This window comes from Waltera intestinalis (assembly GCF_009695995.1).
GTDB classification, from domain to species: Bacteria; Bacillota; Clostridia; order Lachnospirales; family Lachnospiraceae; genus Acetatifactor; species Acetatifactor intestinalis.
Window position 1 is genome coordinate 113,597 of sequence record NZ_VUMU01000007.1, and the last position, 24,438, is coordinate 138,034.

Annotated in this window: 23 protein-coding genes, 1 tRNA gene and 2 pseudogenes; 24 read left to right on the plus strand and 2 right to left on the minus strand. The window is 47.1% G+C overall.

Going from position 1 to position 24,438, the window contains the following annotated elements; translation table 11 throughout:
- Positions 1-13 precede the first annotated feature (13 nt).
- The 5 genes from malQ to FYJ59_RS07810 are packed head-to-tail and all read left to right on the plus strand — an operon-like array spanning position 14 to position 5,608.
- A complete protein-coding gene (malQ, locus tag FYJ59_RS07790; RefSeq protein ID WP_154496272.1) occupies positions 14-1,507 on the plus strand; it encodes a 4-alpha-glucanotransferase in 1,494 nt (497 codons plus the stop codon).
- 29 nt (positions 1,508-1,536) lie between these two features.
- Positions 1,537-2,571, plus strand: a complete 1,035-nt coding sequence (locus FYJ59_RS07795) for a LacI family DNA-binding transcriptional regulator (RefSeq protein WP_154496273.1) — start codon at positions 1,537-1,539, stop codon at positions 2,569-2,571.
- A gap of 42 nt (positions 2,572-2,613) precedes the next feature.
- A complete protein-coding gene (locus tag FYJ59_RS07800; RefSeq protein WP_154496275.1) occupies positions 2,614-3,363 on the plus strand; it encodes an anaerobic ribonucleoside-triphosphate reductase activating protein in 750 nt (249 codons plus the stop codon).
- A 50-nt stretch (positions 3,364-3,413) separates the two neighbouring features.
- Positions 3,414-4,346, plus strand: a complete 933-nt coding sequence (locus FYJ59_RS07805; RefSeq protein ID WP_154496277.1) for a DUF3298 and DUF4163 domain-containing protein — start codon at positions 3,414-3,416, stop codon at positions 4,344-4,346.
- Between the two features lie 44 nt (positions 4,347-4,390).
- Positions 4,391-5,608, plus strand: a complete 1,218-nt coding sequence (locus FYJ59_RS07810) for a cation:proton antiporter (protein ID WP_154496278.1) — start codon at positions 4,391-4,393, stop codon at positions 5,606-5,608.
- A 42-nt stretch (positions 5,609-5,650) separates the two neighbouring features.
- Here FYJ59_RS07810 and FYJ59_RS07815 read toward each other — a convergent pair whose 3' ends face one another.
- On the minus strand, positions 5,651-8,086 hold the full coding sequence (locus tag FYJ59_RS07815) for a GH36-type glycosyl hydrolase domain-containing protein (RefSeq protein ID WP_154496280.1): 2,436 nt from the start codon (positions 8,084-8,086) through the stop codon (positions 5,651-5,653).
- Positions 8,087-8,578: 492 nt separating this feature from the next.
- Between FYJ59_RS07815 and FYJ59_RS07820 the strand changes: the two genes are divergently transcribed.
- From FYJ59_RS07820 to FYJ59_RS07845, 6 genes are all read left to right on the plus strand, one after another.
- A complete protein-coding gene (locus FYJ59_RS07820; RefSeq protein ID WP_154496281.1) occupies positions 8,579-9,601 on the plus strand; it encodes a LacI family DNA-binding transcriptional regulator in 1,023 nt (340 codons plus the stop codon).
- A gap of 99 nt (positions 9,602-9,700) precedes the next feature.
- Entirely contained in the window at positions 9,701-11,107 is a 1,407-nt protein-coding gene (locus tag FYJ59_RS07825) for a type 2 periplasmic-binding domain-containing protein (RefSeq protein ID WP_154496283.1), read from the plus strand.
- 247 nt (positions 11,108-11,354) lie between these two features.
- Positions 11,355-12,263 carry a carbohydrate ABC transporter permease gene (locus tag FYJ59_RS07830; RefSeq protein WP_154496285.1) on the plus strand — a complete coding sequence of 303 codons (909 nt, stop codon included), beginning with the start codon at positions 11,355-11,357 and terminating at the stop codon, positions 12,261-12,263.
- Positions 12,264-12,278: 15 nt separating this feature from the next.
- Positions 12,279-13,145 carry a carbohydrate ABC transporter permease gene (locus FYJ59_RS07835; RefSeq protein WP_154496287.1) on the plus strand — a complete coding sequence of 289 codons (867 nt, stop codon included), beginning with the start codon at positions 12,279-12,281 and terminating at the stop codon, positions 13,143-13,145.
- A 196-nt stretch (positions 13,146-13,341) separates the two neighbouring features.
- Complete coding sequence (locus FYJ59_RS07840; protein WP_154496289.1) at positions 13,342-13,503, plus strand: hypothetical protein; 162 nt, start codon at positions 13,342-13,344, stop codon at positions 13,501-13,503.
- 129 nt (positions 13,504-13,632) lie between these two features.
- Entirely contained in the window at positions 13,633-13,872 is a 240-nt protein-coding gene (locus FYJ59_RS07845; protein ID WP_154496291.1) for a cysteine-rich small domain-containing protein, read from the plus strand.
- A 93-nt stretch (positions 13,873-13,965) separates the two neighbouring features.
- On the opposite strand, the gene FYJ59_RS07850 is transcribed toward FYJ59_RS07845, so the two are convergent.
- Positions 13,966-14,052 (minus strand) — tRNA-Ser (locus FYJ59_RS07850).
- 225 nt (positions 14,053-14,277) lie between these two features.
- Between FYJ59_RS07850 and acpP the strand changes: the two genes are divergently transcribed.
- From acpP to FYJ59_RS07915, 13 genes and pseudogenes are all read left to right on the plus strand, one after another.
- Positions 14,278-14,502 (plus strand): acyl carrier protein, encoded by a 225-nt coding sequence (acpP, locus tag FYJ59_RS07855; protein WP_154496292.1) that lies wholly within the window; start codon positions 14,278-14,280, stop codon positions 14,500-14,502.
- Between the two features lie 34 nt (positions 14,503-14,536).
- Positions 14,537-14,851 (plus strand): annotated as a pseudogene (locus FYJ59_RS07860) (nitronate monooxygenase); the annotation flags it as partial.
- Positions 14,841-14,963: pseudogene (locus tag FYJ59_RS07865) on the plus strand (3-hydroxyacyl-ACP dehydratase FabZ); the annotation flags it as partial. The pseudogenes FYJ59_RS07860 and FYJ59_RS07865, both read left to right, overlap by 11 nt.
- 77 nt (positions 14,964-15,040) lie before the next feature.
- Complete coding sequence (locus FYJ59_RS07870) at positions 15,041-15,178, plus strand: hypothetical protein (RefSeq protein WP_154496294.1); 138 nt, start codon at positions 15,041-15,043, stop codon at positions 15,176-15,178.
- A 115-nt stretch (positions 15,179-15,293) separates the two neighbouring features.
- Complete coding sequence (locus FYJ59_RS07875; RefSeq protein ID WP_154496295.1) at positions 15,294-15,743, plus strand: MarR family winged helix-turn-helix transcriptional regulator; 450 nt, start codon at positions 15,294-15,296, stop codon at positions 15,741-15,743.
- Positions 15,744-15,920: 177 nt separating this feature from the next.
- Positions 15,921-16,994 (plus strand): 6-phosphofructokinase, encoded by a 1,074-nt coding sequence (locus tag FYJ59_RS07880; RefSeq protein WP_154496296.1) that lies wholly within the window; start codon positions 15,921-15,923, stop codon positions 16,992-16,994.
- 43 nt (positions 16,995-17,037) lie between these two features.
- Positions 17,038-18,618, plus strand: a complete 1,581-nt coding sequence (gene dnaX / locus FYJ59_RS07885; RefSeq protein WP_154496298.1) for a DNA polymerase III subunit gamma/tau — start codon at positions 17,038-17,040, stop codon at positions 18,616-18,618.
- Positions 18,619-18,774: 156 nt separating this feature from the next.
- Positions 18,775-19,119 (plus strand): YbaB/EbfC family nucleoid-associated protein, encoded by a 345-nt coding sequence (locus FYJ59_RS07890; RefSeq protein ID WP_118546517.1) that lies wholly within the window; start codon positions 18,775-18,777, stop codon positions 19,117-19,119.
- The gene (gene recR, locus FYJ59_RS07895) at positions 19,119-19,715 is read left to right on the plus strand and encodes a recombination mediator RecR (protein ID WP_022152833.1); all 597 of its coding nucleotides are present in this window, start codon (positions 19,119-19,121) and stop codon (positions 19,713-19,715) included. Before FYJ59_RS07890 ends, recR begins: the two co-directional genes overlap by 1 nt.
- A gap of 38 nt (positions 19,716-19,753) precedes the next feature.
- Entirely contained in the window at positions 19,754-20,797 is a 1,044-nt protein-coding gene (locus tag FYJ59_RS07900; protein WP_154496300.1) for an aldose epimerase family protein, read from the plus strand.
- A 127-nt stretch (positions 20,798-20,924) separates the two neighbouring features.
- Positions 20,925-22,088, plus strand: coding sequence for a LysM peptidoglycan-binding domain-containing protein (locus FYJ59_RS07905; RefSeq protein WP_205839490.1), 1,164 nt, complete (start codon positions 20,925-20,927; stop codon positions 22,086-22,088).
- A 98-nt stretch (positions 22,089-22,186) separates the two neighbouring features.
- On the plus strand, positions 22,187-23,386 hold the full coding sequence (locus tag FYJ59_RS07910; RefSeq protein WP_154496304.1) for a DUF5711 family protein: 1,200 nt from the start codon (positions 22,187-22,189) through the stop codon (positions 23,384-23,386).
- 12 nt (positions 23,387-23,398) lie between these two features.
- The gene (locus FYJ59_RS07915) at positions 23,399-23,905 is read left to right on the plus strand and encodes a CvpA family protein (RefSeq protein WP_154496306.1); all 507 of its coding nucleotides are present in this window, start codon (positions 23,399-23,401) and stop codon (positions 23,903-23,905) included.
- Positions 23,906-24,438: the final 533 nt, after the last annotated feature.

Here is a 24,438-nt window from a genome sequence, read left to right on the forward strand (position 1 = left end):
GGAGATTTATGTTATGAGAAAAAGTGGAATCCTGCTGCCGGTGAGCAGTCTGCCTTCCAAATACGGAATCGGCTGCTTTTCCAAAGAAGCATACAAATTTATTGACAGATTAAAAGAAGCTGGTCAGGCATACTGGCAGATCCTGCCGTTAGGTCCGACCAGCTATGGAGATTCTCCTTACCAGTCCTTCTCCACCTTTGCAGGGAATCCTTATTTCATCGATCCTGAGGATCTGGTGGCGAGAGGCTATGTGACCGCTGAGCAGTGCAATGCTTATGATTTCGGTACCGACATTCATTCCGTGGACTACGGTAAAATCTACAAGAGTCGCTTCCGCCTGCTAAAAGAAGCGTTTGATAATAGTCATATTGAAGAAGATGCAAGATTTCAGGAGTTTGTACAGAAGAATGCATACTGGCTGGAGGATTATGCGTTATATATGGCAGTCAAGGATGGCTTCCGTGGTATCTGTTGGGCAGCCTGGGAGGATGATATCAAACTGAGAACTCCTGCGGCTATGGACAAATATCGCAGAAAATATGCGAAAGAGATCGCGTTTTACCAGTTCCAGCAGTATCTGTTCCAGGTACAGTGGGAGAAACTAAAGACCTATGCCAACGATAACGGCATCAAGATTATCGGGGATATTCCAATTTATGTGGCATTTGACAGCTCAGATGCCTGGGCGAATCCGGAGCTGTTCCAGTTTGACGAGAATTGTGAGCCGGTAGCAGTAGCGGGATGCCCTCCCGATGCATTTTCTGCCACCGGACAGCTGTGGGGTAATCCTCTGTATAACTGGGAACATCACAAAGAGACCGGTTATGCCTGGTGGATGCAGCGGCTGGCAGCCTGTTTTGAGCGCTATGATGTGGTACGTATCGATCATTTCCGTGGATTCGATGCTTATTATGCGATTCCCTATGGGGAACCCACTGCGGAGCACGGTCACTGGGAACAGGGTCCGGGATACGATATTTTCCGTGCCATGAAGGAAAAATTGGGAGAAAAAGAAGTTATTGCGGAAGACCTTGGCTTTTTGACACCATCTGTGATAGAATTAGTAAAGAAATCCGGTTATCCAGGTATGAAAATACTGCAATTCGCATTTGATTCCCGGGAAGAGAGTGATTATCTGCCGCATAATTATACACATAATTGTGTGGTATACACGGGAACACATGACAATGACACTGTAATGGGCTGGTACGATACTCTGAAGGGAGCGGATAAAAAGCTCTGTGACGATTATCTGCGTCTGAAGAATGCGGACGGAGAAGCAATCCCCAGAGAGCAGATTCCCTGGGAATTCGTACGTGCGGCAATGGCCAGCGTGGCGGATATGGCGATTATTCCCATGCAGGATTATCTCGGATTGGGATCGGAGGCCCGCATCAACATTCCTTCCACACTGGGGATCAACTGGAAGTGGAGAATGGGGAACGGAGATTTTACAAAGGAGCTTGCAGGACGGATCCGCAGCATGACGAAGCTGTACGGAAGGTAAGTCTGCAGGCTTGGAAAGGTTTGCGCTCCATGGAGGAAATCACAATCAGAGACATTGCAAGAATCTGCGGTGTCGGTGTCAGCACGGTATCCCGTGCCATAAATAACCACCCGGACATCAATCCCGAGACCAAGGAAATGATCATGAGGGTGATCAAAGAGAATAATTACGTACCCAATAACAGTGCCAGAAATCTGAAGCGACAGGATGCGAAAGCAATCGCTGTGCTGGTAAAAGGTATCAATAACTCCTTTTTCAGTCAGATGATCAAGGTGTTGGAAGAAGAGATTAAGGAAAAGTCCTATGCCATGGTTCTGCAGCATGTCGATTATGATGAGGACGAAGTGGAAGTGGCACTGAAGCTTGTAAAGGAAAAAAGGCTTCGGGGCATTATTTTTCTCGGTGGTTATCTGGTTCACAGCGAGGAAAAACTGGCACAGCTTCATGTACCGTTTATCTTGAGTACTACCGGAATGTTGCCAAAGGGATTCAGCCGTAATACCTATTCTTCCGTGACCGTGGATGATACCAAAGAAAGCTACAAGATGGTGGACTATCTGTGTAAGAATGGGCATAAGGATATTGCGATCGTCTGTGCCCGCAAAACGGATGCTTCCATCGGTAAGCTGCGTTTGGAAGGCTATAAAAAGGCGTTGAAGGATAACGGAATAGAAGTAAGGGAAGAACTGATCCTGCCCATGAGGAGTGACCTTGAGGATTACTCCCTGGAGAATGGCTACATGGTGACGAAGGAATTCCTGGAGAAGCAGATTCCGTGCACGGCAATCTTCGCAATCTCCGATATGCTGGCAATCGGTGCTGGAAAAGCATTGTCTGATGCCGGATACAGGGTACCGGAAGATATTTCCCTGACAGGCTTTGATGGAGTGGAAATCGGGAAATATGTTATTCCGTCATTGACGACTTTAAAGCAGCCGGTAGACAGCATGGCGAGAGAGACCGCCCGGATTCTGTTTGACATTATCGGGAAAAAAGCGAAACACCAGCACTGTGTATTCGACGGAGAACTGGTGATCCGGGATTCTACGATATCGAGGACGTAAGAAAGAGTCATACAGTCCCTATGGGGACGAAGGGAATGCTGTATGGAAATACATGGTTTTAACAAGACAACTTTATTAGATTATCCGGAACATATTGCAGCCACTGTTTTTACAGGAGGCTGCAATTTTCGCTGTCCGTTTTGCCACAACGGGGAACTGGTACTGGATCCCGGATGCCAGCCGTCTGTTCCGGAGGAGGAAGTGCTTGCTTATCTGAAAAAAAGGCAGGGGATCCTCCAGGGTGTCTGTATCACCGGCGGAGAGCCGACTCTGCAGCGGGATCTTCGCAAGTTCCTGCAAAAGATCAAGGAGCTGGAGTATCCCATCAAACTGGATACCAACGGCTATATGCCAGGAGTATTGTGGGAATTGTTACAGGAGCACCTGATCGATTATGTGGCGATGGATATTAAGGCTTCCAGAGATAATTATGCCCGGGCGGCGGGACTGCCACATATGGATATCTCCCGCATTGAGGAGAGTATCGGTATCCTGAAAAGCAGCGGTATTCCCTATGAATTCCGAACTACTGTGGTAAAGGGGATTCATACCGTGGGAGAATTTAAAGAGATCGGCAGATGGATCGAAGGGTGTCCTGCATACTACTTGCAGAGTTATCAGGAGAATGATAACTGCCTGTACCGGATGACACAGACAGCAGAAAGCAATGCTGTTAAGCCGGGCGGTGCGGAACTGTTTGGTGCTTTCTCGCGGGAGAAACTGGAACAGATGGCGGAACTCGTCCGAAAATATGTGGGGAAAGTTGTGTTGCGGGGCGTGGTCGGGACATGATGCCATTATGATGCAATGGTTGTATATACTGGCATTGGGAGGTAAATAAAATGAAAAAGAAATTATTGGCTACAATACTTACAGGACTGCTGCTTACCTGTACTGCATGCGGTGAGGAGGAATCCGTGCTGATCCCAGAGGTGACCGGCAGCCCGATAGAGAGCATACAGGAAAGTATGCAGGAAAACGTCGGAACGGAGATCACGGTCCAACAGGAAACTCAGACCGAGACTGTTGCAACCGGCAAAGTGGAGATTGCCACGGAAGATTTTGAAGGCAGCAGTGATCCGGAGGATGCGGAAAGAAAATACACCTACGCCTATCAGGTGCCGACGATCACGATAGAAGGTAATGAAGAAGCGCAGGACAAGATCCAAAAGGATTTGAACGCGTATGTGGAAACTTTTTTGGATAGTATCAACAATAGTGATTTCGGTACAGTTTATGAGGGCGAGATGTCGGGAATGACTAGCTATGAAGAACTTTCATTTCAGGTGATCCGTGCAGATGACAAGGTGATCAGCGTGGTATGGGGCAATGAGGGCTATAATCAGGGAGCACATGGCTGGTACATACAGGATTACAGAAACTATTATACGCAGACAGGAGAAAAAATTACCTTTGACAGTCTCGGAAACGGCTTCCGTGACAAAGCACTGGAACTGGTGACGAAAAAAGCTGCCGAGATGCAGGCAACGGATGATTGCTTCTACCCTGATTATGAGAAGAGCATTAAAATGGTAGTGCTGGATGGCACGGAAGACATGGATGCTATTTATCAGGAAATCTATGGAGCGGACATTGCAGGCACCGGCAATGGTCCGGCAAGCCCGACCTTCAGCATTACGGAAGATGGATTTGTCTTTGAATCCGGGCAGTATGTACTGCAGCCGTATGCAGTGGGAATTATAGATTTTGAAATCCCGGCAAGTGATTTCGGGGATGCTTTGGAAGCAGATATTTTTAAACAAAATATCCGATAAAACACTCCAAAACGTCCTGCTGCGAGAAAATGGAGGAAATTTTTATGCTTACATCACTGGGACTGATTTTTTTGCTGGGACTTCTTATGGCAGCAATCTGCCAGAAGATTCACCTGCCACGCATTATTGGAATGTTATTTACCGGAATTATTCTGGGACCATATGTGCTGAACCTGTTGGATGTATCGATTCTGAATATTTCATCACAGCTGCGACAGATCGCGCTGATCATTATACTTCTCAAGGCCGGACTATCTCTGGATCTGAAGGATCTGAAAAAAGTAGGACGTTCCGCAGTCATGCTGTCCTGCGTCCCCGCTACTTGTGAATTGCTTGCTTTTGTAATATTTGCCCCCATGATCCTGAATATCAGCAGAATGGATGCGGCAGTCATGGGTGCGGTACTGGCAGCAGTGTCACCTGCTGTGGTGGTGCCACGGATGGTGTACCTTATGGAGAACGGCTATGGCACGGAGAAAAGTATTCCGCAGATGATCCTGGCAGGAGCTTCCTGCGATGACATTTATGTCATAGTGCTGTTTTCCGCTTTTGTTGGAATGGCGCAAGGCGGACATGTAAATGCACTGGATTTTGCAAATATTCCGGTGTCAATTCTGACCGGTGTGTTGTTCGGTGCGTTGGTGGGATGGCTGCTGAGACAGCTTTTTGAACTGTTATATCGGAAGGGCAGTTACGTGCGCAACAGCATGAAAGTCATTATTATTATGGGATTATCCTTCCTGTTAATGGCACTGGAGACGATGTTAAAGGGAAAGGTTGCTTTTTCCGGATTGCTGGCAGTGGTGAGCATGGCATGTGCACTGAAGATGCGGACACCTAAGGAAGTCACGGGCAGGTTGTCTGCCAAGTTTGGCAAGCTGTGGCTGGCAGCGGAGGTGGTGCTGTTTGTGCTGGTAGGCGCTGCGGTGGACATCCGCTATACCATGGAAGCCGGTCTGGCAGCGGTAGGCATGATCCTGCTGGCACTGGTGTTCCGTTCTGTTGGTGTGGCGTTGTGTCTGCTGGGAACGGAACTAGGTAAAAAGGAGCGCCTGTTTTGCATGATCGCTTATCTGCCGAAGGCTACCGTACAGGCAGCTATTGGTTCCGTACCGTTATCGATGGGATTATCCTGTGGCAAGATCGTCCTGTCAGTGGCAGTGCTGGCAATCCTCATAACGGCACCACTTGGAGCTCTGGGAATGGATGCTACATACCGGAAGCTATTGGAAAACAATACAAAACCCCGACAGTTATCATAACTGCCGGGGTTTTAAGGAGGATAGAAATCGTTTTGAAAGGAATTAGCCCATCGTAATAACTACGTTGTACTCTTCCTTGCCCTTTTCGTAAGGGATGATGTGCCCGTCAACAGCCTTGCCATCTACGGTCATGGATACCACACCCTTCTCCACGTTCTGAGGATTCTTCACCTGAATGTGATAGGTGCCCTCACGGAACTTACGGGTGATGGAGAAATCGCCGAAGCCCTTAGGAATACAAGGATCTACGGATAATCCCTGATGGGTAGGATATACACCCAGGATGTACTGGGAGATATTTACGAAAGTCCATGCCGCGGTACCGGTCAGCCAGCTGTTTTTCGCTTCGCCGTGGAATTTTGCATCCTTACCGGCTACCATCTGGGAGTATACATAAGGCTCGGTACGATGGATCTCGCTGATATCCTCAATGTATGCGGGACAGGTCTTACGGTAGATTTCGAAGGCTCTGTCACCTCTGCCCAGAACAGTTTCTGCGATGGATACCCAGGGATTGTTGTGGCAGAAGATACCGGCATTCTCCTTGTATCCGGGGGGATAAGAGGATACTTCACCAAGTTCGAGGTGATACTCCGTGTATGCAGGTTGTAAGATCATGACACCATACTTGGTATCCAGTCTTTCTTTTACGGAATTCAGTGCCTTCTCGGCAAGTCCTTCCTTTACACCGACACCGGCGAGTACACAGAAGCCCTGAGGCTCGATGTAGATCTGACCTTCGCGACATTCCTTGGAACCTACCTTGTGGCTGTAAGCATCGTAAGCACGAACGAACCAGTCGCCGTCCCAGCCATCCTTCAGGATTGCATCGTACATTGCCTGTACTTCCTTACGTGCGCGGGCAGCTTCATCAGCATCACCCATCAGCTCGCACAGTTGGGCATATTCTTCGCCGTATTTTACGAACATACCGGCAATGAATACGGATTCTGCCACGGGTCCTTCACTGGGACCGAAGGTTTGGAAGGATTCTCCGGGATGAGCGGAGAAACAGTTCAGGTTCAGACAGTCATTCCAGTCGGCGCGGCCGATCAGAGGCAGATTGTGAGGACCTTTGTGGTTGATGATATAGTCTAAGGAGCGCTTTAAGTGATCCATCAGAGGAGCAGCTACGCTCATATCGTTGTCAAAAGGAACCATCTGGGTCAGGATGGAGGTATCACCGGTCTCTCTTACGTAAGCACTGGTACCTGCAATGAGCCACAGAGGATCATCATTGAAGCCGCTGCCGATATCGGAGTTGCCCTTCTTGGTCAGAGGCTGGTACTGATGGTAAGCGCTGCCGTCCTGGAACTGGGTGGAAGCGATATCGATGATACGCTCTCTTGCACGATCCGGGATCAGATGTACGAAGCCGAGCAGATCCTGGCAGGAATCACGGAAGCCCATGCCACGACCGATTCCAGACTCATAATAAGAAGCGGAACGGGACATGTTGAAGGTTACCATGCACTGATACTGGTTCCAGGTGTTGACCATACGGTTTACTTTTTCGTCAGCAGAATCTACCGTGTAACGGGCAAGTAACTGTTTCCAGTAAGCCTGCAGCGCTGCGAAAGCTTCTTCTACCTGGGCGTCGGTCTGGTATTTTGCCAGCATTTCCTTCGCGCGGGTCTTGTTGATCACACCGTAGGACTCCCACTTCTCGTCTTCGGGATTCTCGATATAGCCCAGTACGAAGATGAAAGTCTTGGTCTCGCCGGCTGCCAGATCCACATTGATCTGATGAGAAGCAATGGGAGACCAGCCGCTTGCCATGGAGTTTGTGCACTTGCCGTTCTCGACCGCTTCGGGAGAATCCGCACCTCTGTACGCACCCAGAAAAGCATCTCTGCTGGTATCGAAACCATCAATCTTCGTATTTACAGAATAAATTGCGTAATGATTACGGCGTTCGCGGTACTCAGTCTTGTGGTAAATAGTCGAATCCTGTACCTCCACTTCGCCGGTGCTTAAGTTACGCTGGAAGTTCTTCATATCATCATCGGCATTCCACAGACACCATTCTACATAAGAGAATATGGACAGCTTCTTGTCCTCGGAGCTTCCGTTGGTCAGAGTCAGCTGAGAGATCTCACAGTTATCATTCAGAGGAACGAAGGAGAGCACAGAAGCCTTAACACCGTTCTTGGAAGAGGTGAAACGGCTGTAACCGATACCGTGACGGCACTCGTAAGAATCCAGCTCGGTCTTCGTAGGCTGCCAGCCGGGATTCCATACGGTATCTCCATCCTTAATATATAGATATTTGCCGTTGATGTCTGCCGGTACATTATTGTAACGATAACGGGTCAGACGCAGCAGTTTGGCGTCCTTATAGAAGGTATATCCGCCGCAGGTGTTGGATATCAGACTGAAAAACTCGTTGCAACCCAGGTAGTTGATCCAGGGAAGCGGAGTCTTGGGAGTAGTGATGACATATTCTTGATGCACATCATCAAAATGACCATACTTCATAAGAAAATCTCCTTCTTTCATGTTGTTGTATGTTGAGTGTTTGCTTTTTCGTTGCGGATTGCTTAATGATCAGTAAACGATTAAGTAATCCGGAATTCTGATTTGTATTATACAGAAGCAGTGCTGAAAATGCAATACGAATCTTGAAAAAGCCTGTAAAATGCGCAATATATACAAATACGCAAGAAAAACATGGACAGAAGATACAAAACAAAACGGATCTCGAAAAAAGCGGATTTACGAAACAAAATAATAGCAAACGTTATCGCATGTTTTGCTATTATATAGAAGAAACCCGATTGCTGCACAAGCCAAATATACAAAAACGCTTATTTGAAATTGTTAATTATAGACAAAGTGGATACTTTTTAGAAAAAAACTGCAAAAAAGTATTGCAAAATGCTCAAAGGTGGTATATATTAAAATTACGAAAACGATTAAGTCACAAAACAGGTCGGATGAAATGACGAAGACATGAAACAGGAGAACGGTATGGCATCATTGAAAGACATTTCCAAGATTTGTGGAGTCTCCGTTGCAACTGTCAGCAAGGCACTGAACGACCACAAGGACATTGGAGAAGAAACCAAAGCAAATATCAGACGGGTAGCCAAGGAGATGGGATATTCCCCGAACCTTTCCGCCAGAGCACTGAAGACGAACAGAACTTATGGAATAGGAGTCCTCTTCGTAGACGAAGCACAAAGCGGTCTGACCCATGATTACTTTTCCAGTGTACTGGACAGCTTCAAAAGGACAGCAGAGAAGAGCGGTTACGACATTACCTTTATTAACAGCTGTAAGAACCGTCCGGATCGGATGTCCTACCTGGAACACAGCAGGTACAGAGGCTTTGACGGAGTGGTGCTCGCCTGTATCGATTTCGCAGATCCCGAAGTCATCGAATTAGTACAGAGTTCCATCCCAGTAGTTACTATTGACTATCTGTTTAATAACCGTATCGCGATCATGTCGGACAATGTGGCAGGTATGAAAGAACTGCTGGAATACATATATAGCAGAGGACATAGAAAAATTGCCTATATACACGGCGCAATGTCAGCGGTTACCTCGGGACGATTATCCAGCTTCTACCGGACGGCAGAACGACTGGGACTACAGGTTCCCGATGAGTACATCAGAGAGGCAGCCTACAGAGATACAACCACAACCTATCGTGTGACCAACGAATTACTGGATCTTCCGGATCCACCGACATGTATCATCTTTCCGGATGATTTCGCTTCTTTCGGAGGCATCAATGCTATCAGGGAGAGGGAACTACGGATCCCCGAAGACATCTCGGTGGCAGGATACGATGGGATTCAGTTCACAAGACAGCTGGAGCCCAGGCTGACCACAGTCCAACAGGATACTGAACAGATCGGCTGTCTGGCAGCCAGAGAACTGATCAGCCTCATAGAGAGACCCAAGACCACCATTATCGAACAGGTCATAGTACCCGGTAAGGTAGTGGAAGGCAAGTCGGTAGCACAGATTCCGACAGACAAATAATCAGGCATTTATATGGAAGCGCCGTAACCGCAACCATATGAAGATAAATGCAACAAGCACTTACAACAAACATTCAACAAAAAATGGGAGGAAACAAACATGAAGAAAAAAGTACTTAGTGCTTTACTTACAACCGCTATGCTTGCTAGCATGCTGGTAGGCTGTGGCAGCAGCAACGATGCTCCTGCAGCAGCTTCCAGTGAGGCAGCACCCGCAGCATCCACCGAAGCAGCAGCTTCTACCGAGGTAGCAGCTGAACCTGCAGCTGAGGAAGGAAAAGTCCTCAACATTTACGCTTGGAACGAAGAGTTCAAGAGCCGTCTGATCGCTCACTATCCTGGATATGAAGAGGTTGACGGTACCACCGGTAAGATTGGTGATGTAACTGTTAAGTGGAACATTACACCCAGTAATGACAACGCTTATCAGAACAATCTGGATGCTAACCTGTTAAAGCAGGCTGATGCAGCAGCTGATGACAAGATCGATATGTTCCTGATCGAGGCTGACTACGCTCTGAAATATGTAGATACCGATTATACAATGCCCATCGCTGATCTGGGTATTACAGATGCAGATCTGGCTAATCAGTATCAGTACACCAAGGATATCGTTACTGATTCCAAGGGTGTTCTGAAGGGAGTTTCATGGCAGGGTTGCCCCGGTGTCCTGATCTACAGCCGTGACGTAGCTAAGGAAGTACTTGGATCTGATGATCCTGCAGAGGTTCAGAAGGCAGTAGCTGACTGGGATACCTTTACCGCAACCGCTGAGACTATGAAGAAAGCCGGTTACTTCATGACTTCTTCTGCTAACGATACCTATCGTGTATACTCTAACAACGTATCCGGTAAGTGGGTACAGGATGGCAAGATCGTAGTAGATGACAACATTATGAAGTGGGTTGAGGACTCCAAGAAGATGGTTGACGCTAAAGAAACCAATACTTACGATCTGTGGTCTGATGACTGGAGCAAAGGCTTCTATCCCGATGGCAAGGTATTCTGCTACTTTGGACCCGCTTGGTTCGTAGATTTCTCTATGGCAGCAGATACTGACGGATCTATCGCTAATGCCGGTAAGTGGGGCGCTACCGAAGGACCTCAGGGCTTCTTCTGGGGTGGTACTTGGGTATGTGCAGCACAGGGCACTGACAATGCGAGCCTTGTTAAGGACATCATCCTGAAGATGACCACCGATACCGATATCATGACCGACATCGTTAAAGATGATAATGATTTCGTAAACAACGTACCTGCAATGGAAGCTATGGCAGCAGATACCTCTTACGCAAGCAAAGTACTGGGCGGTCAGAACCCTCTGGCTATGTACTGCGCAGGTGCTGAGAAGATCGATCTGAGCAATCTGTCCGCTTACGATCAGGGATGTAACGAGAGCTTCCAGAATGCTATGAAGAACTACTTCGAAGGCAAGACTGATCTGGATGGTGCTCTGGATCTGTTCTACAAAGCAGTAGAAGAGAAGTATCCTGAGCTTACTCACTAATCTGAATTAGATAAGTAGTTGGCTGAAAATAAGTAATTGAGAGCCGTACCTGCCTGGTTGGTCAGGTGGGTACGGTTTTTCTCTCAAAAAAGGGAAAAGCAGGAAGAATAAGAAAAAGAGAAGGCTGGCAGAAGCTTTTTTATAAGTAAAAAATGCAAGTAAGAGATCTGCTGCGAGCCTTATCGGAAATTATGGCACGACAATCCATGCAGAAGGTATGCATGGCAACTAAAGGGAGGAATGATTTATGGCAAAGGTAAAACGCGGAAAGGTGGTAAGCTACAATAAATGGGGTTATATTTTCCTGATTCCTTTCATTGTAGTATATCTGATATTCCAGTTAGTTCCACTTTTCAGAACATTCTATTACAGCTTTTTTGAGAACTATCGTTCCGGACTGACACAGATCGGTCCCAACTTTGTCGGATTACAGAACTTTATTACAATTTTCAAAAATCCCGATATCTGGATTTATACCGAGAACACATTGATCATGTGGATCATGGGATTTATTCCGCAGATTATTGTATCTCTGGTGCTGGGGGCATGGTTCTCGGATCCCAGCCTCAGATTAAAAGGACAGAGATTCTTTAAGACAGTGATCTATCTGCCGAATCTGATCATGGCAGCAGCATTTGCAATGTTGTTCTTCACATTGTTCTCTGAGGGCGGACCGATCAATGAGATCTTGATGCAGCTTGGATGGATCAGCGAACCCTATAAGTTCCTCTCCAACGAATGGAGTACCAGATCTCTTGTAGCATTTATGAACTTCTTGATGTGGTTCGGTAATACCACCATTCTCCTGATGGCTGGTATGATGGGTATTGATACATCCCTTTTCGAGGCAGCAGAAGTAGATGGCGCAACCTCTACACAGGTATTCTTTAAGATTACATTACCTCTGCTTCGCCCGATCTTGATCTACGTAATGATCACATCCCTGATCGGTGGCTTACAGATGTTTGATGTACCTCAGATCCTGACCAATGGTACCGGTGATCCTATGAGATCTACCATGACTCTGATCATGTATCTGAACAAGCATCTGTTCAGTAAGAACTATGGTATGGGCGGTGCACTCTCCGTGATCCTGTTTATTATCACAGGTCTCCTGAGTCTCGTTGTATTCAAGTTCTCCAACAAGAAAGATTGATAGGAGGTGGCAGACATGTTAAGTATCGAAACAAACGAAACAAAAAAAGGTATGGGTATCCATGCCAGAAGAATTCTTGCATATGTAGTATTGATACTGGTAAGCTTCCTGTGTCTGTTTTGGTTCTATGTGCTGTTTGTAAACGCAACCAGATCCCACGGAGAACTGACCAAAGGTTTTACCCCGATTCCCAGCACGTACCTGCTGAAAAACTGGCAGGGAGTTATGGCAGGAACATTACCCATCGTAAGAGGCATGTTCAACAGCTTGTTCGTAGCATTGTGCAGCGCAGCACTCTGTACCTACTTCTCAACTATGACCGCTTATGCGATTCATGTATATGATTTTAAGATCAAAAAGTTTATGTTCACATTCATTATGGCAGTCATGACGATCCCTACACAGGTTACCGCACTTGGTTTCCTGCAGTTAGTATCAGACATGAAACTGGAAGATAACTTTATTCCTTTGATCGTTCCTGCAATCGCTGCTCCGGTTACTTTCTTCTATATGAAGCAGTACATGGAGAGCGCATTGCCCCTGTCTCTGGTAGAGGCAGCGAGAATCGATGGTTCCGGTGAGTTCCGTACTTTCAATACCATCGTGCTTCCTCTGATGAAGCCCGCCATCGCAGTACAGGCGATCTTCACATTTGTAAGCAGCTGGAACAATTACTTCACACCGGCACTGATTCTGCATAACGACAAGATGAAGACATTACCTATCCTGATCGCCCAGCTGCGTTCCGCAGACTTCCTGAAGTTCGATATGGGGCAGGTGTATGTGACCATCGCATTCTCCATCTTCCCCGTTATCGTAGTATACCTGATCCTTTCCAAGTTCATTGTCCAGGGCGTGGCAATGGGAAGTGTCAAGGGCTAATATTTCGCCAGCAACATTCAATACATAAATCTCTCCTGAAAAGCGGCACTCTTCCCTGGAGTGGCGCTTTTCGCTTGCAAAAAAACGGGGAAACGGGTATAAAATAAAGATAAGGGTGAATATGCATTTTGAATGAAAATGTCGGATACAGCGGTAAAGGGCATTCGTATAGAAACGGAAGAAAGAGGTAATTGCCATGCAGATGTATGAGGTGACAGCGTTGGCACCGGAAGGACCGGAGGAAGTCTATCAGGCGATGGTGTTTGCAGAGGATGAAGATGATGCCTTGAACCAGCTGGAGGAACAGCTGAAAGAGCAGAAGATTGCCCATGGAATGTGCATGGCGGAAGAAGTGTAGTGTGAAGTGTGAAAAGAACTTCTGATCACTCAGAGCAAGGGCTCTTTCGTGAAGAAGTTCTATGTTTCACGCACAAGTTCACGCCAATGCACAAACTTTGCGGATTATGGAAGGATGTGGGTATTAAAAATGGAAAATTCTTATCGCTTTTTTGAAAATAAAAATTGTAAATATTTCCCCTGTCATAAGGGCCTTACGGAGTTCAACTGCCTGTTCTGCTACTGCCCCATGTACCGCCTGGAGCACTGCCCAGGGAATCCCCGGTATTTCGAGAAAAACGGCAGACGGATCAAGGACTGCTCAGACTGCACCTTCCCACATGATCCGGAGCATTATGATACGATCATGCAGATCCTGCGGGAGACGTAACACATTTTTCTGGAAAATAAACACATATTTTGCACATTTTTCTAAAACGAAAAGCCGATAGTCTGTTTTCACAGATTATCGGCTTTTTATGCGCGGAGACGGTGGGATTTGAACCCACGTGCCCGAGAAGGGCTAACGCATTTCGAGTGCGCCCCGTTATGACCACTTCGATACGTCTCCAAAAGATTACAACGTAGATTATTTTATCTGAAAAATGCCGGTTTGGCAAGGGGAGAAACGAAAAATCCTGATTTTACCGCCAGAGCAATGAAAATAATGTATAGAGGTAATAATAAAAAAAGATGTTGAAAGAACAACATCTGCGTAGTATATTGCATTTAAATACTTTGATAGTCGAAATAATTTGACGAAGAATGACTTTAAATGCATAAGGAGAGCAAAAACATGTTAGAGAAAGTAGCAGCTATCATCAGAGAACAGTTAAACCGGGAGAATGTAGAAATCACAGAGGCAACCCGTTTCAAGGAGGATCTGGAAGTGGATTCCCTGGATCTGTTTGAACTGGTAATGGCATTTGAGGAGGAATACGGAGTGCCCATTCCTTCTGAGGAACTGGAAAATCTGGCAACTGTAGGTGATGTTATCAGATATATTCAGGAGCATGCGTAAGAACGGAATATCTGCCTGAAGGCAAGAATCCGCAGGCATCATCGGTGCCGCTTCCGCTCCGTCTGAGGTCGTCCGGGAGGAAATCCGCAAATGCAAAGAGCTGACCGACAAGCCCTTCGGCGTGAATATCATGCTGCTCAATCCCAACGCAGAAGAAGTAGCGAAGATCGTTGTGGAAGAAGGAGTACAAGCGGTAACGACAGGTGCGGGAAACCCCGGAAAATTCATGGAGCTGTGGAAAAATGCCGGAGTGAAGGTCATCCCGGTGGTGGCAAGTGTAGCTATGGCGAAGATGATGGAGCGGGCAGGAGCAGACGCCGTAGTGGCGGAAGGCATGGAGAGCGGCGGGACGCAAAAACGTAACCTTCAATGAACTGTATTTTGCCGGACATTTCCCGGGAAATCCGGTGATGCCCGGAGTACTGATCCTGGAGGCACTTGCCCAGACCGGGGCGGTGGCGTCTTACAATGCGATGCGAGGGAACTGACAACCCCGTATGCAAGGACTTCGGAGGTAAAAACAGATCAAAACCAGCCGATGGACGACAGAGAGCATTTTATTCAGATGGATGGACAGGAAGTGTATCGGTTTGCCACCAGACGGGTACCGCAATGCATTGAGGAAGCGTTGTCGGATGCCGGACTTACGATTGGGGCTTGCGTGATGACCTGGTAGACGATATACTGAAAATGATTCGGAGCGCCGTACACGATGGATATCTGTCGGAGAAGGCAGCTTCGAAAAATCTCGGACATACGACAGAGGTATTTCAGATAGCGTAGAGGACACTATGGAGAAGAGCAACAACCGGGTGCTGAATGAACTGCTGGTGAACCTGTTCCATAACGTGATGGATGCAGAGGCAAAGGCGGTCATAACAGAAGAATTTAAGGATATTACGAATAATGACATGCACATTCTGGAGGCTATCGGTATCGAGGAACCAAAGAGTATGTCCCGGATCGCGGGGGAACTCCACGTCACTGTGGGAACCCTGACCACGAATATGAACAGTCTGGAGAAAAAAGGCTACCTGGAGCGTAACCGCAGCACACAGGACAAACGTGTGGTGCTGGTGACCCTGACAGAGAAGGGGCGGAAAGCCTTTTTCCATCATAGAGGTTTCCACAGGAAAATGATCCATACGATCATTCGGGATCTGGACGAGGAAGAAATGCAGACATTGATCAAATGTCTGGGAAAACTGGATACATTTTTCAGAGATGGCAATGCAGAGTGACCGGAGAACTCCGGTTACTCTTTTTTGTTTGCAGGACATCGAAATCTTTTGGAAATTACAACAAACTATTTTCAGATGAAAACAAATGTATTAAAATAGAAATAGCGATTCAAAATGTTGGATAGTTATAGTAGACGCAAGAGAAAATAATGAAATATAGAAACGGAGGATCCTACGATGAAGAGAATCGGAATGTTAACGAGCGGTGGTGACTGTCAGGCCCTGAACGCAGCTATGAGAGGTGTGGTGAAGACACTGGCGAACGGTAAGGAAGAGGTGGAGATCTACGGCTTCCTGGATGGTTACAGAGGACTGATCTACGGTAATTTCCGAATGCTGACGGACAAGGATTTCTCCGGTATCCTTACCAAGGGAGGAACGATCCTGGGAACCTCCCGTACTCCCTTCAAGACGATTCAGGATCCGGACCCTAACGGACTGAATAAAGTCGAAGCTATGAAGCAGAATTATTACAAGCTGCAGTTAGACTGCCTGGTGATCTTAGGTGGTAATGGTACTCACAAGACCGCAAACCTGCTGCGCAAGGAAGGCCTGAATATCGTAACACTGCCCAAGACCATTGATAATGATCTGTGGGGCACCGATATGACCTTCGGTTTCCAGAGTGCAGTGGATATTGCAACGGATGCCATCGACTGCATCCATACTACAGCGGCTTCCCACGGCAGAGTATTTATCGTGGAAGTGATGGGACATAAGGTAGGATGGCTTACCCTGAATGCAGGCATGGCCGGCGGTGCGGATATCATTTTGATTCCCGAGATTCCTTATGATATCAATAAGGTGATCGAGAAGATCGAAGACAGGGACAAAAAAGGCTGCCGTTTTACCATCATCGCGGTAGCCGAGGGTGCTATCTCCAAAGAGGATGCAGCCCTTCCGAAAAAAGATTACAAGAAAAAGATGGAAAAATATCCGTTCCCTTCCGTATCCTATGAAGTGGCTGCGCAGATCCAGGAGGAGACCGGCAGAGAAGTACGTGTCACCGTACCTGGTCATATGCAGAGAGGCGGAAGCCCCTGCCCTTACGACAGAGTATTCGCCAGCCGTCTGGGCTCCGAGGCAGGCAAGCTGATCCTGGACAACCAGTACGGCTTCATGGTAGGCTATAAGAACCGTGAGATCGTAAGAGTTCCGTTAGAGGATGTAGCGGGGAAGCTTAAGACCGTGGACCCTGATGCCACCATCGTACGGGAGGCGAAGATGCTGGGCATCTGCTTTGGCGATTAAGAAAGTCTTCACGGCAGAACAAAGTTAGGAAGAGAGAAAACACATGTCATATACAGCGCTATACCGGAAGTTTCGTCCGGATGCTTTTTCCGATGTCAAAGGTCAGGATCATATCGTGACCACACTGAAGAATCAGCTACGGGCGAACCGGATCGGCCATGCGTATCTGTTCACCGGAACGAGAGGTACCGGTAAAACTACGGTGGCGAAGATTTTTGCGAAAACAGTGAATTGCGAACACCCCACAGAGGACGGCCCCTGTGGGGAATGCCGTATTTGTAAGGCCATTGCGGCGGGAGCCAGCATGAATGTCATCGAGATCGACGCGGCTTCCAACAACGGTGTGGACAATATCCGTGAGATCATCGACGAGGTATCCTATTCCCCGGCGGAGGGAAAATACAAGGTCTACATCATCGACGAGGTGCATATGCTCTCCCCCGGAGCTTTCAACGCATTGTTAAAAACTCTGGAAGAGCCGCCCTCTTATGTTATTTTTATTCTGGCGACCACAGAGGTGCACAAGATCCCCATTACGATCCTGTCCCGTTGCCAGAGATATGATTTTAAACGAATTTCCATTGATATCATCACGGATCGCATGAAGGAACTGATGGACACGGAGCAGGTACAGGTGGAGGACAGAGCTCTGCGCTACATTGCGAAAGTAGCGGACGGTTCCATGCGTGATGCGCTAAGCCTTCTGGATCAGTGTATTGCATTCCATCTGGGCAAGGAGCTGACCTACGACATGACCCTGGATGTGTTGGGGGCAGTGGATACGGAAGTGTTCAGCAGATTGTTGCGCTTCGTCATGGACCGGAATGTGTTAGGATGCATTGAACTGTTGGAAGAGATTGTCATGCAGGGCAGAGAACTGGTACAGTTCGTCACGGACTTTACCTGGTATCTGCGGAATCTGATGCTGGTACAGACAGCGGATAATCTGGAGGATGTCATAGATATGTCCACGGATAATCTGGCGAATCTGAAGGAAGAAGCTTCCATGCTTTCCATGGATCAGATCATCCGCTATATCCATATTTTCTCTGAACTGTCCGGACAGATCCGCTATGCGGCGCAGAAGCGTATCCTGGTAGAGATCGCGCTGATCAAGCTGTGCAAGCCGGAGATGGAGACAGATCAGGAAGCTGTTCTGGATCGAATCCGTCAGGTAGAGGAAAAAGTGGAAAACGGCATTGTCGTTACGGCGCAAATGCCTGCCGGCACTCCCGGAGTACAAGGGGGAGCACCGGGTGGCGCGGCGAGATCCAAACCGGAGCTGCCAAAGGCTATCCCCGAGGATGTACAGGAGATCGTGCGGAAATGGCCATCTATCGTAGGCAATGCGGAGAATCCTATGAAGATGTATCTGAAAAATGCCAGATTGAGCCTGGGCGGAGACAATAAGCTCATGGTGGTGCTGGAGGACGGACTGGCTTCTGATTATTTCAAAGGAGAAGCCCACGAGCAGAATAAGCAGCAGCTGGAGTCATTATTGTCCGACTTTTCCGGAAAGGAGATCGAAGTGACGATCCAGACGGTGGAAAGTAACCGCCAGTTCGAGGACAATTACGTAGATCTTGGCAAGGTCATTAACATGGAGATAGACGAAGAGGAGTGATCCTGCGTGAATTTAGGATTGCGACAGGCTTGCAGATAAGGTAAGATATAATAATAACTCACTCGCAGGACGATAGTCCGAAATGCGAATATATTATGATTTCGAGAATGCGTAGCACGGAGAAATCAATTATAAATGATATGGAGGAACAGTAACATGGCAAAAAGAGGTGGATTCCCCGGAGGCGCAATGCCCGGTAATATGAACAATCTGATGAAGCAGGCACAGAGAATGCAGCGTCAGATGGAAGAGGGACAGAAGGAATTAGAGACCAGGGAGTTCTCTGCATCCGCAGGCGGCGGAGCTGTGGAAGTGACCATCAACGGTAAAAAAGAGATCACATCCATCAAACTGGCAGAGGAGATCGTGGATCCCGAGGATATCGAGACATTACAGGATGCTATCGTGGCAGCAGCCAACGAGGCACTGCGCAAGGCTGACGAAGCCAATGCAGAGCTCATGGGCAAAATGACCGGAGGCTTAGGAGGATTTCCTTTCTAATGGAACTTTACAGCGGACAGATCAATAAATTAATAGATGAACTGGCAGCCCTGCCCGGGATTGGCAGTAAGTCCGCACAACGACTGGCTTTTCACCTGATCAATATGCCGAAGGACCGTGTGGACAGACTGGCGAATGTCATGATCGAGGCCAGAGCCAATGTCCGGTACTGTAAGGAGTGTTATACCCTGACGGATAAGGAAATCTGCCCGGTGTGCGCAAATCCTAGAAGAGATCATCATACGATCATGGTGGTGGAGAATACCAGAGACCTGGCAGCCTATGAGAAGACCGGCAAATACGAAGGTGTGTATCATGTCCTGCATGGTGCCATCTCTCCCATGCTGGGCGTGGGACCCGGTGATATCAAGCTGAAGGAACTGATGGAACGCCTGCAGGGAGATGTGCAGGAAGTGATCATTGCGACCAATTCCAGCCTGGAGGGCGAGACTACGGCAATGTATATCAGTAAATTGATCAAACCGACCGGGATCAAGGTGACCAGAATTGCCAGCGGAGTGCCCGTGGGTGGTGATCTGGAATATATCGATGAGGTAACATTACTCCGTGCCTTAGAAGGCAGAGTGGAGTTATAAGCAGCAGAGAAAATGTATAAATGTGGGAGGAGAAGACAATGGCAGTAACAAAAAGTGTATTTGGAAAAAGCCCGGAAGGGAGAGAGATATCTCTGTATACCCTGAGCAATAGCAAGGGAATGCAGGCAAAGGTAACAGATCTCGGTGCGAATCTGGTAGGAATCCTGGTACCGGATGCGCAAGGTGTGACGGCTGATGTGACACTGGGCTTTGACAGCGTGGACCGTTATTATAAGAATTACAGCTTCTTCGGTGCAGTGATCGGACCCTGTGCGAACCGTACCGCAGGGGCAGCATATACATTAGACGGTGTGGATTATCGGATGGATCAAAATGACGGACCCAACAACCTGCACACACATATTGAGCTGGGCTTCCATAAGAGAATCTGGGATGCGGTACCGGGAGATAACAGTGTCACCTTTTCTCTGGAGGACGAGGATGGATATCTGGGATTCCCCGGACATAAAAAGGTGTCCGTCACCTATTCCCTGGACGAGGAGAATGCCTTAAGACTGCATTATCATGCGTCCAGTGACAAACGGACTATTTTTAATCTGACCAATCATTCCTATTTTAATCTGGACGGACAAGGTACCGGCAGAATTGAGGACCATGAATTATGGCTGGGGGCTTCCCGTTTCACACCTGTGGTACCGGGATCCATTCCTACCGGTGAGATCTGCGCAGTGGCGGGCACACCCATGGATTTCACAAAGCCGAAGAAAATCGGAAGAGATATTGAAGCAGACTTTGAACAGTTAAAGCTGACAGGTGGCTATGATCATAATTTCTGCATTGATGACTGGGATGGCAGCCTGAAACATATTGCGACTGCAAAAGGACCGAAGAGCGGCAGAGTGATGAAGGTATATACCACATTGCCCGGCGTACAGTTCTATGCAGGCAACTTTATCGCACCGGAGGAGGGCAAAGCAGGTGCAGTCTATGACAATAGAACCGGATTTGCCCTGGAGACCCAGTATTATCCGGATACTATTCATCATGAGAACTTCCCTTCTTATATCTTTGGTGGGGAAAATGGTGATTATGATTCTGTGACCGTATACAAATTCGAGTAAATAAATAGTTATGCAAACTTTGTCGAAGTATTTTTTTAAGGACGCGACAAAGAACGCTAAAATACCTCCTGTGCGGATGATATAGTTAGTGATAACTGATAGAAACGGCATGGGAGGTGTTTTTTGTATGGAATTACCGAAAAATATAACGCAGATCGGAGAGGCGGACAAGCACTGCAGAGTCTATGTGGAAGATTATGTGGTATCTTACATAAAACAAATGAACGGAATGGCACAGAACAAAGACATTGCCATTGCGCTGTATGGCAGACGGACGACGGAGAATGGTGTGGCTTATCTGTTCGCCTATGGTTCGGCGAAACTGAATTTTCTGCAAAAACCGATACGGCACTTGTCCCAGGCACAGGAGCAGGAGATCGAGAAGCTGCGGAAAAAGTATTTTCCGGAAATGACATTTTTAGGATATCAGATCCTGAATGGCGAGATGGTGGAAGGCTTCCGGATCTGTGAGCAGGAGATCTGCCGGTATGTGGCAGGTTATGCACAATTTTATGAAAAAAATGACAGCATGTTGGCGTATATGCTGGAGAACCGGGGAGAGGAAGCGGAACCGGAGAAACTAGATCAGGAAAAATATGAGGTCGTAAAGAAGCGGCAGGAAGAACGCAGACAGAGACAGGAAAGCGGACATGCCGGGCGTGTCGAATATACCGGACGAGCGGAACATAGGGATAATATTATTCCCATGCCTACGGAGGGACTGCGCCGGATGAAGATGGCAGCCACGGGAGTGTTCGTACTGCTGTGCGTTATGGCACTGGCACTGATGCGGCAGGAAAACACCGGGGAATCCCTGGAGGAGACGGCCAGGCAGGCGATGAGCAGTCTCATGGAGCAGAAATTACCGGATGCGGTGGAGGAACAGAACCAGGTCAGTACACTCGTGGCAGAGGACAAGCTGGAAGCTGCACTGCGGCGGGAAAACAATGCCATGGCAGAGAACGCGACAGCTACAGCGGAGACCACTGTGCCGGAGACGATGGAGACCGAAGCTGCTGTGGAAAACACAACAGAGGTGACAGAAGAACCGCAGCCGGAAGTGACACCGACATCGGAACCGACACCTGAAGTGACAGTGGAATCGGAAACACCACAGACACAGGCAGCTGTGGCACAGCCGACGGCTTATACGATCAAGAAAGGTGACACATTGATCGGTATATCTTTACGCAATTACGGAAGCAATACAAAAGTGTCAGAAATCTGTGCACTGAATGGAATCACAGATCCGGATGACATCAAAATCGGACAGGAAATCCTTCTGCCGTAAAAAACTTATTTTCAAAAGGTAAGATTATGGTATACTGTTAATGTTACACAATGGTCATGATGATCATTAGATATAAGAATACATAAGGAAATAAATGCATGGCAGCAGATATTAAAAATTATCTGAAAGAAAAAGAAAAACGGCAAAAGAATCAGGATGACTATAAGAAAAAGATCCGTAAACATAAACTGACCATTGTATACCGGGTGCTTTTGGTAGCTGCGGCACTGGGAGCGGCGCTGGCACTGGTGGTGGTGCAGGCGAAGCGGCATATTTACACAGGTTATGATACCGTGTCCTCTGTAAACAGGGAGACTTCGTCAGATGCCATAGATGTTCGTCTGAAAAACGGAATCCTTACCTATAGTAAGGATGGTGCACATTGTACGGATGCAAAGGGAAATGTGAAATGGAATCAGACTTATGTTATCCAGGATGTGAAGCTTGCTACCTGCGGAAGTGTGGCAGCTATCGGTAGTTACAATGGTCGTGAGATTTATGTACAGAATACGGAGAAACAGCTGGGAACCATTACCACGACCATGCCAATTCGTAATATTACGGTAGCGGACACCGGCAGAGTAACGGCAACACTGGCGGACACAGATGCGACCTGGATCATGACCTACGAAGCGGACGGAAGCAACAGTTACACCGGACAGGCACATATGAATGACGGAGGATATCCCATCTCCATCAGTCTGTCCCCGAGCGGAGAGCTGTTGGCGGTCAGCTACTTATATGTAGATGCAGGAGTGGTGAAATCCAACGTGGTATTCTATAATTTCGGTCCGGTAGGTGCGAACCAGAGTGACTATATGGTCAGCGCTTATACCTATTCCGATCTGGTCGTTCCGAAAGTGCAGTTTATGAATAATGATACCGCCTTCGCAGCAGGTGACAGCCGTCTGATGATTTTTAGCGGATCGCAGAAGCCGGTAACCATCGGAGAATATCTCTATGATGATGAGATCCAGTCAGTTTTTTACAGCGAGAAATATGTAGGACTGGTATTTTTATCGGATCAGGCGGAGACCAAATACCGCATGGATGTATATAATGCTTCGGCGGTAAAAGTGGGGAGCTATTATTTTGATGTGGATTATACAGATATATTTTTTGAAGAGGATGCCATGGTGATCTACAACGAGTCGGAATGTCAGATCTTCACAACAGAGGGTGTGGAAAAATACCGGGGGAACTTTGGCAAGAGCGTACGGCTTATGCTTCCGGCAGGAGGATCCTACAAATATTACCTGGTGACGGATAATACAATAGATACCATACAGTTAAAATAAAGGAGTATACGAATGAACCTGAATTTATTGCTTATTATTACAGCAGTGATCTTGCTTTGCATGGTGGTGGACGGTTATAAAAAGGGAATGGTGAGATCCCTGATCTCTTTGATCTCCCTGCTGATCACCTGTGTTGTACTGTTCCTGCTGGGAAATGCGCTGAGCAGTTACTTTGACGGAAGGTTTTTCAATGTGATCATCACTCTGTTGTTGCTGGCAGCCATCGGACTGGTACACCATTTACTAAATGTGGTATTTTTCTCTGCAAAGGTAATCTCAAAACTACCTATAGTACATAGCCTGGACAAATTACTAGGTATTGTGGTTGGAATATTGGAAACTGTCCTAATTGTTTGGACAATATATGCATTTGACATCTTCAGAGACCTGGGAACCCTGGGACAGGTCATCGTAGATTACACCAGAGACAGCAAGATCCTTACATGTCTGTATGAAAACAATTACCTGGCATACCTGATCGAACAGCTCGGACAAAAGCTTCCTTTCTTCGTAAAATAGAATAGAAAAGTTGTAAAAATCCCCTGTACATGCGGAATTTGCATGACAGGGGATAATTTGTGTAAAAAATTCAAAAAATAATGTTGACAAGTGATATGTGGGGTGATATACTCAGATTCGTTGTCAGGGCAGTACCGAGACAACACAACAACGAAAAAGAAATTCAAAAAGATTTCGGAAAAGTTGTTGACAGATGTCTGGCAGATATGGTAATATAAAAACCTGCCGCGAAAAACGAAAGTTTTTCAAGACAAAAAAGTTTTTAAAAAAGTTGTTGACAAACAAAAGCGGTCATGATAAGATATCAGAGTTGCCGCTGAGAACAACAGCAACGAAGAATCACTGATCTTTGACAAATAAACAGTAATGCAACCCTGAAAATTCCAAGATTTTCAGAGAAATTCATGAACAAGCAGATCGATCGAAAGATCGAGAAGCTACCCGAATTAACAGTAAACAATGCCAGATAAAACTGGCAGGACACAAACACCATTTTAACATGAGAGTTTGATCCTGGCTCAGGATGAACGCTG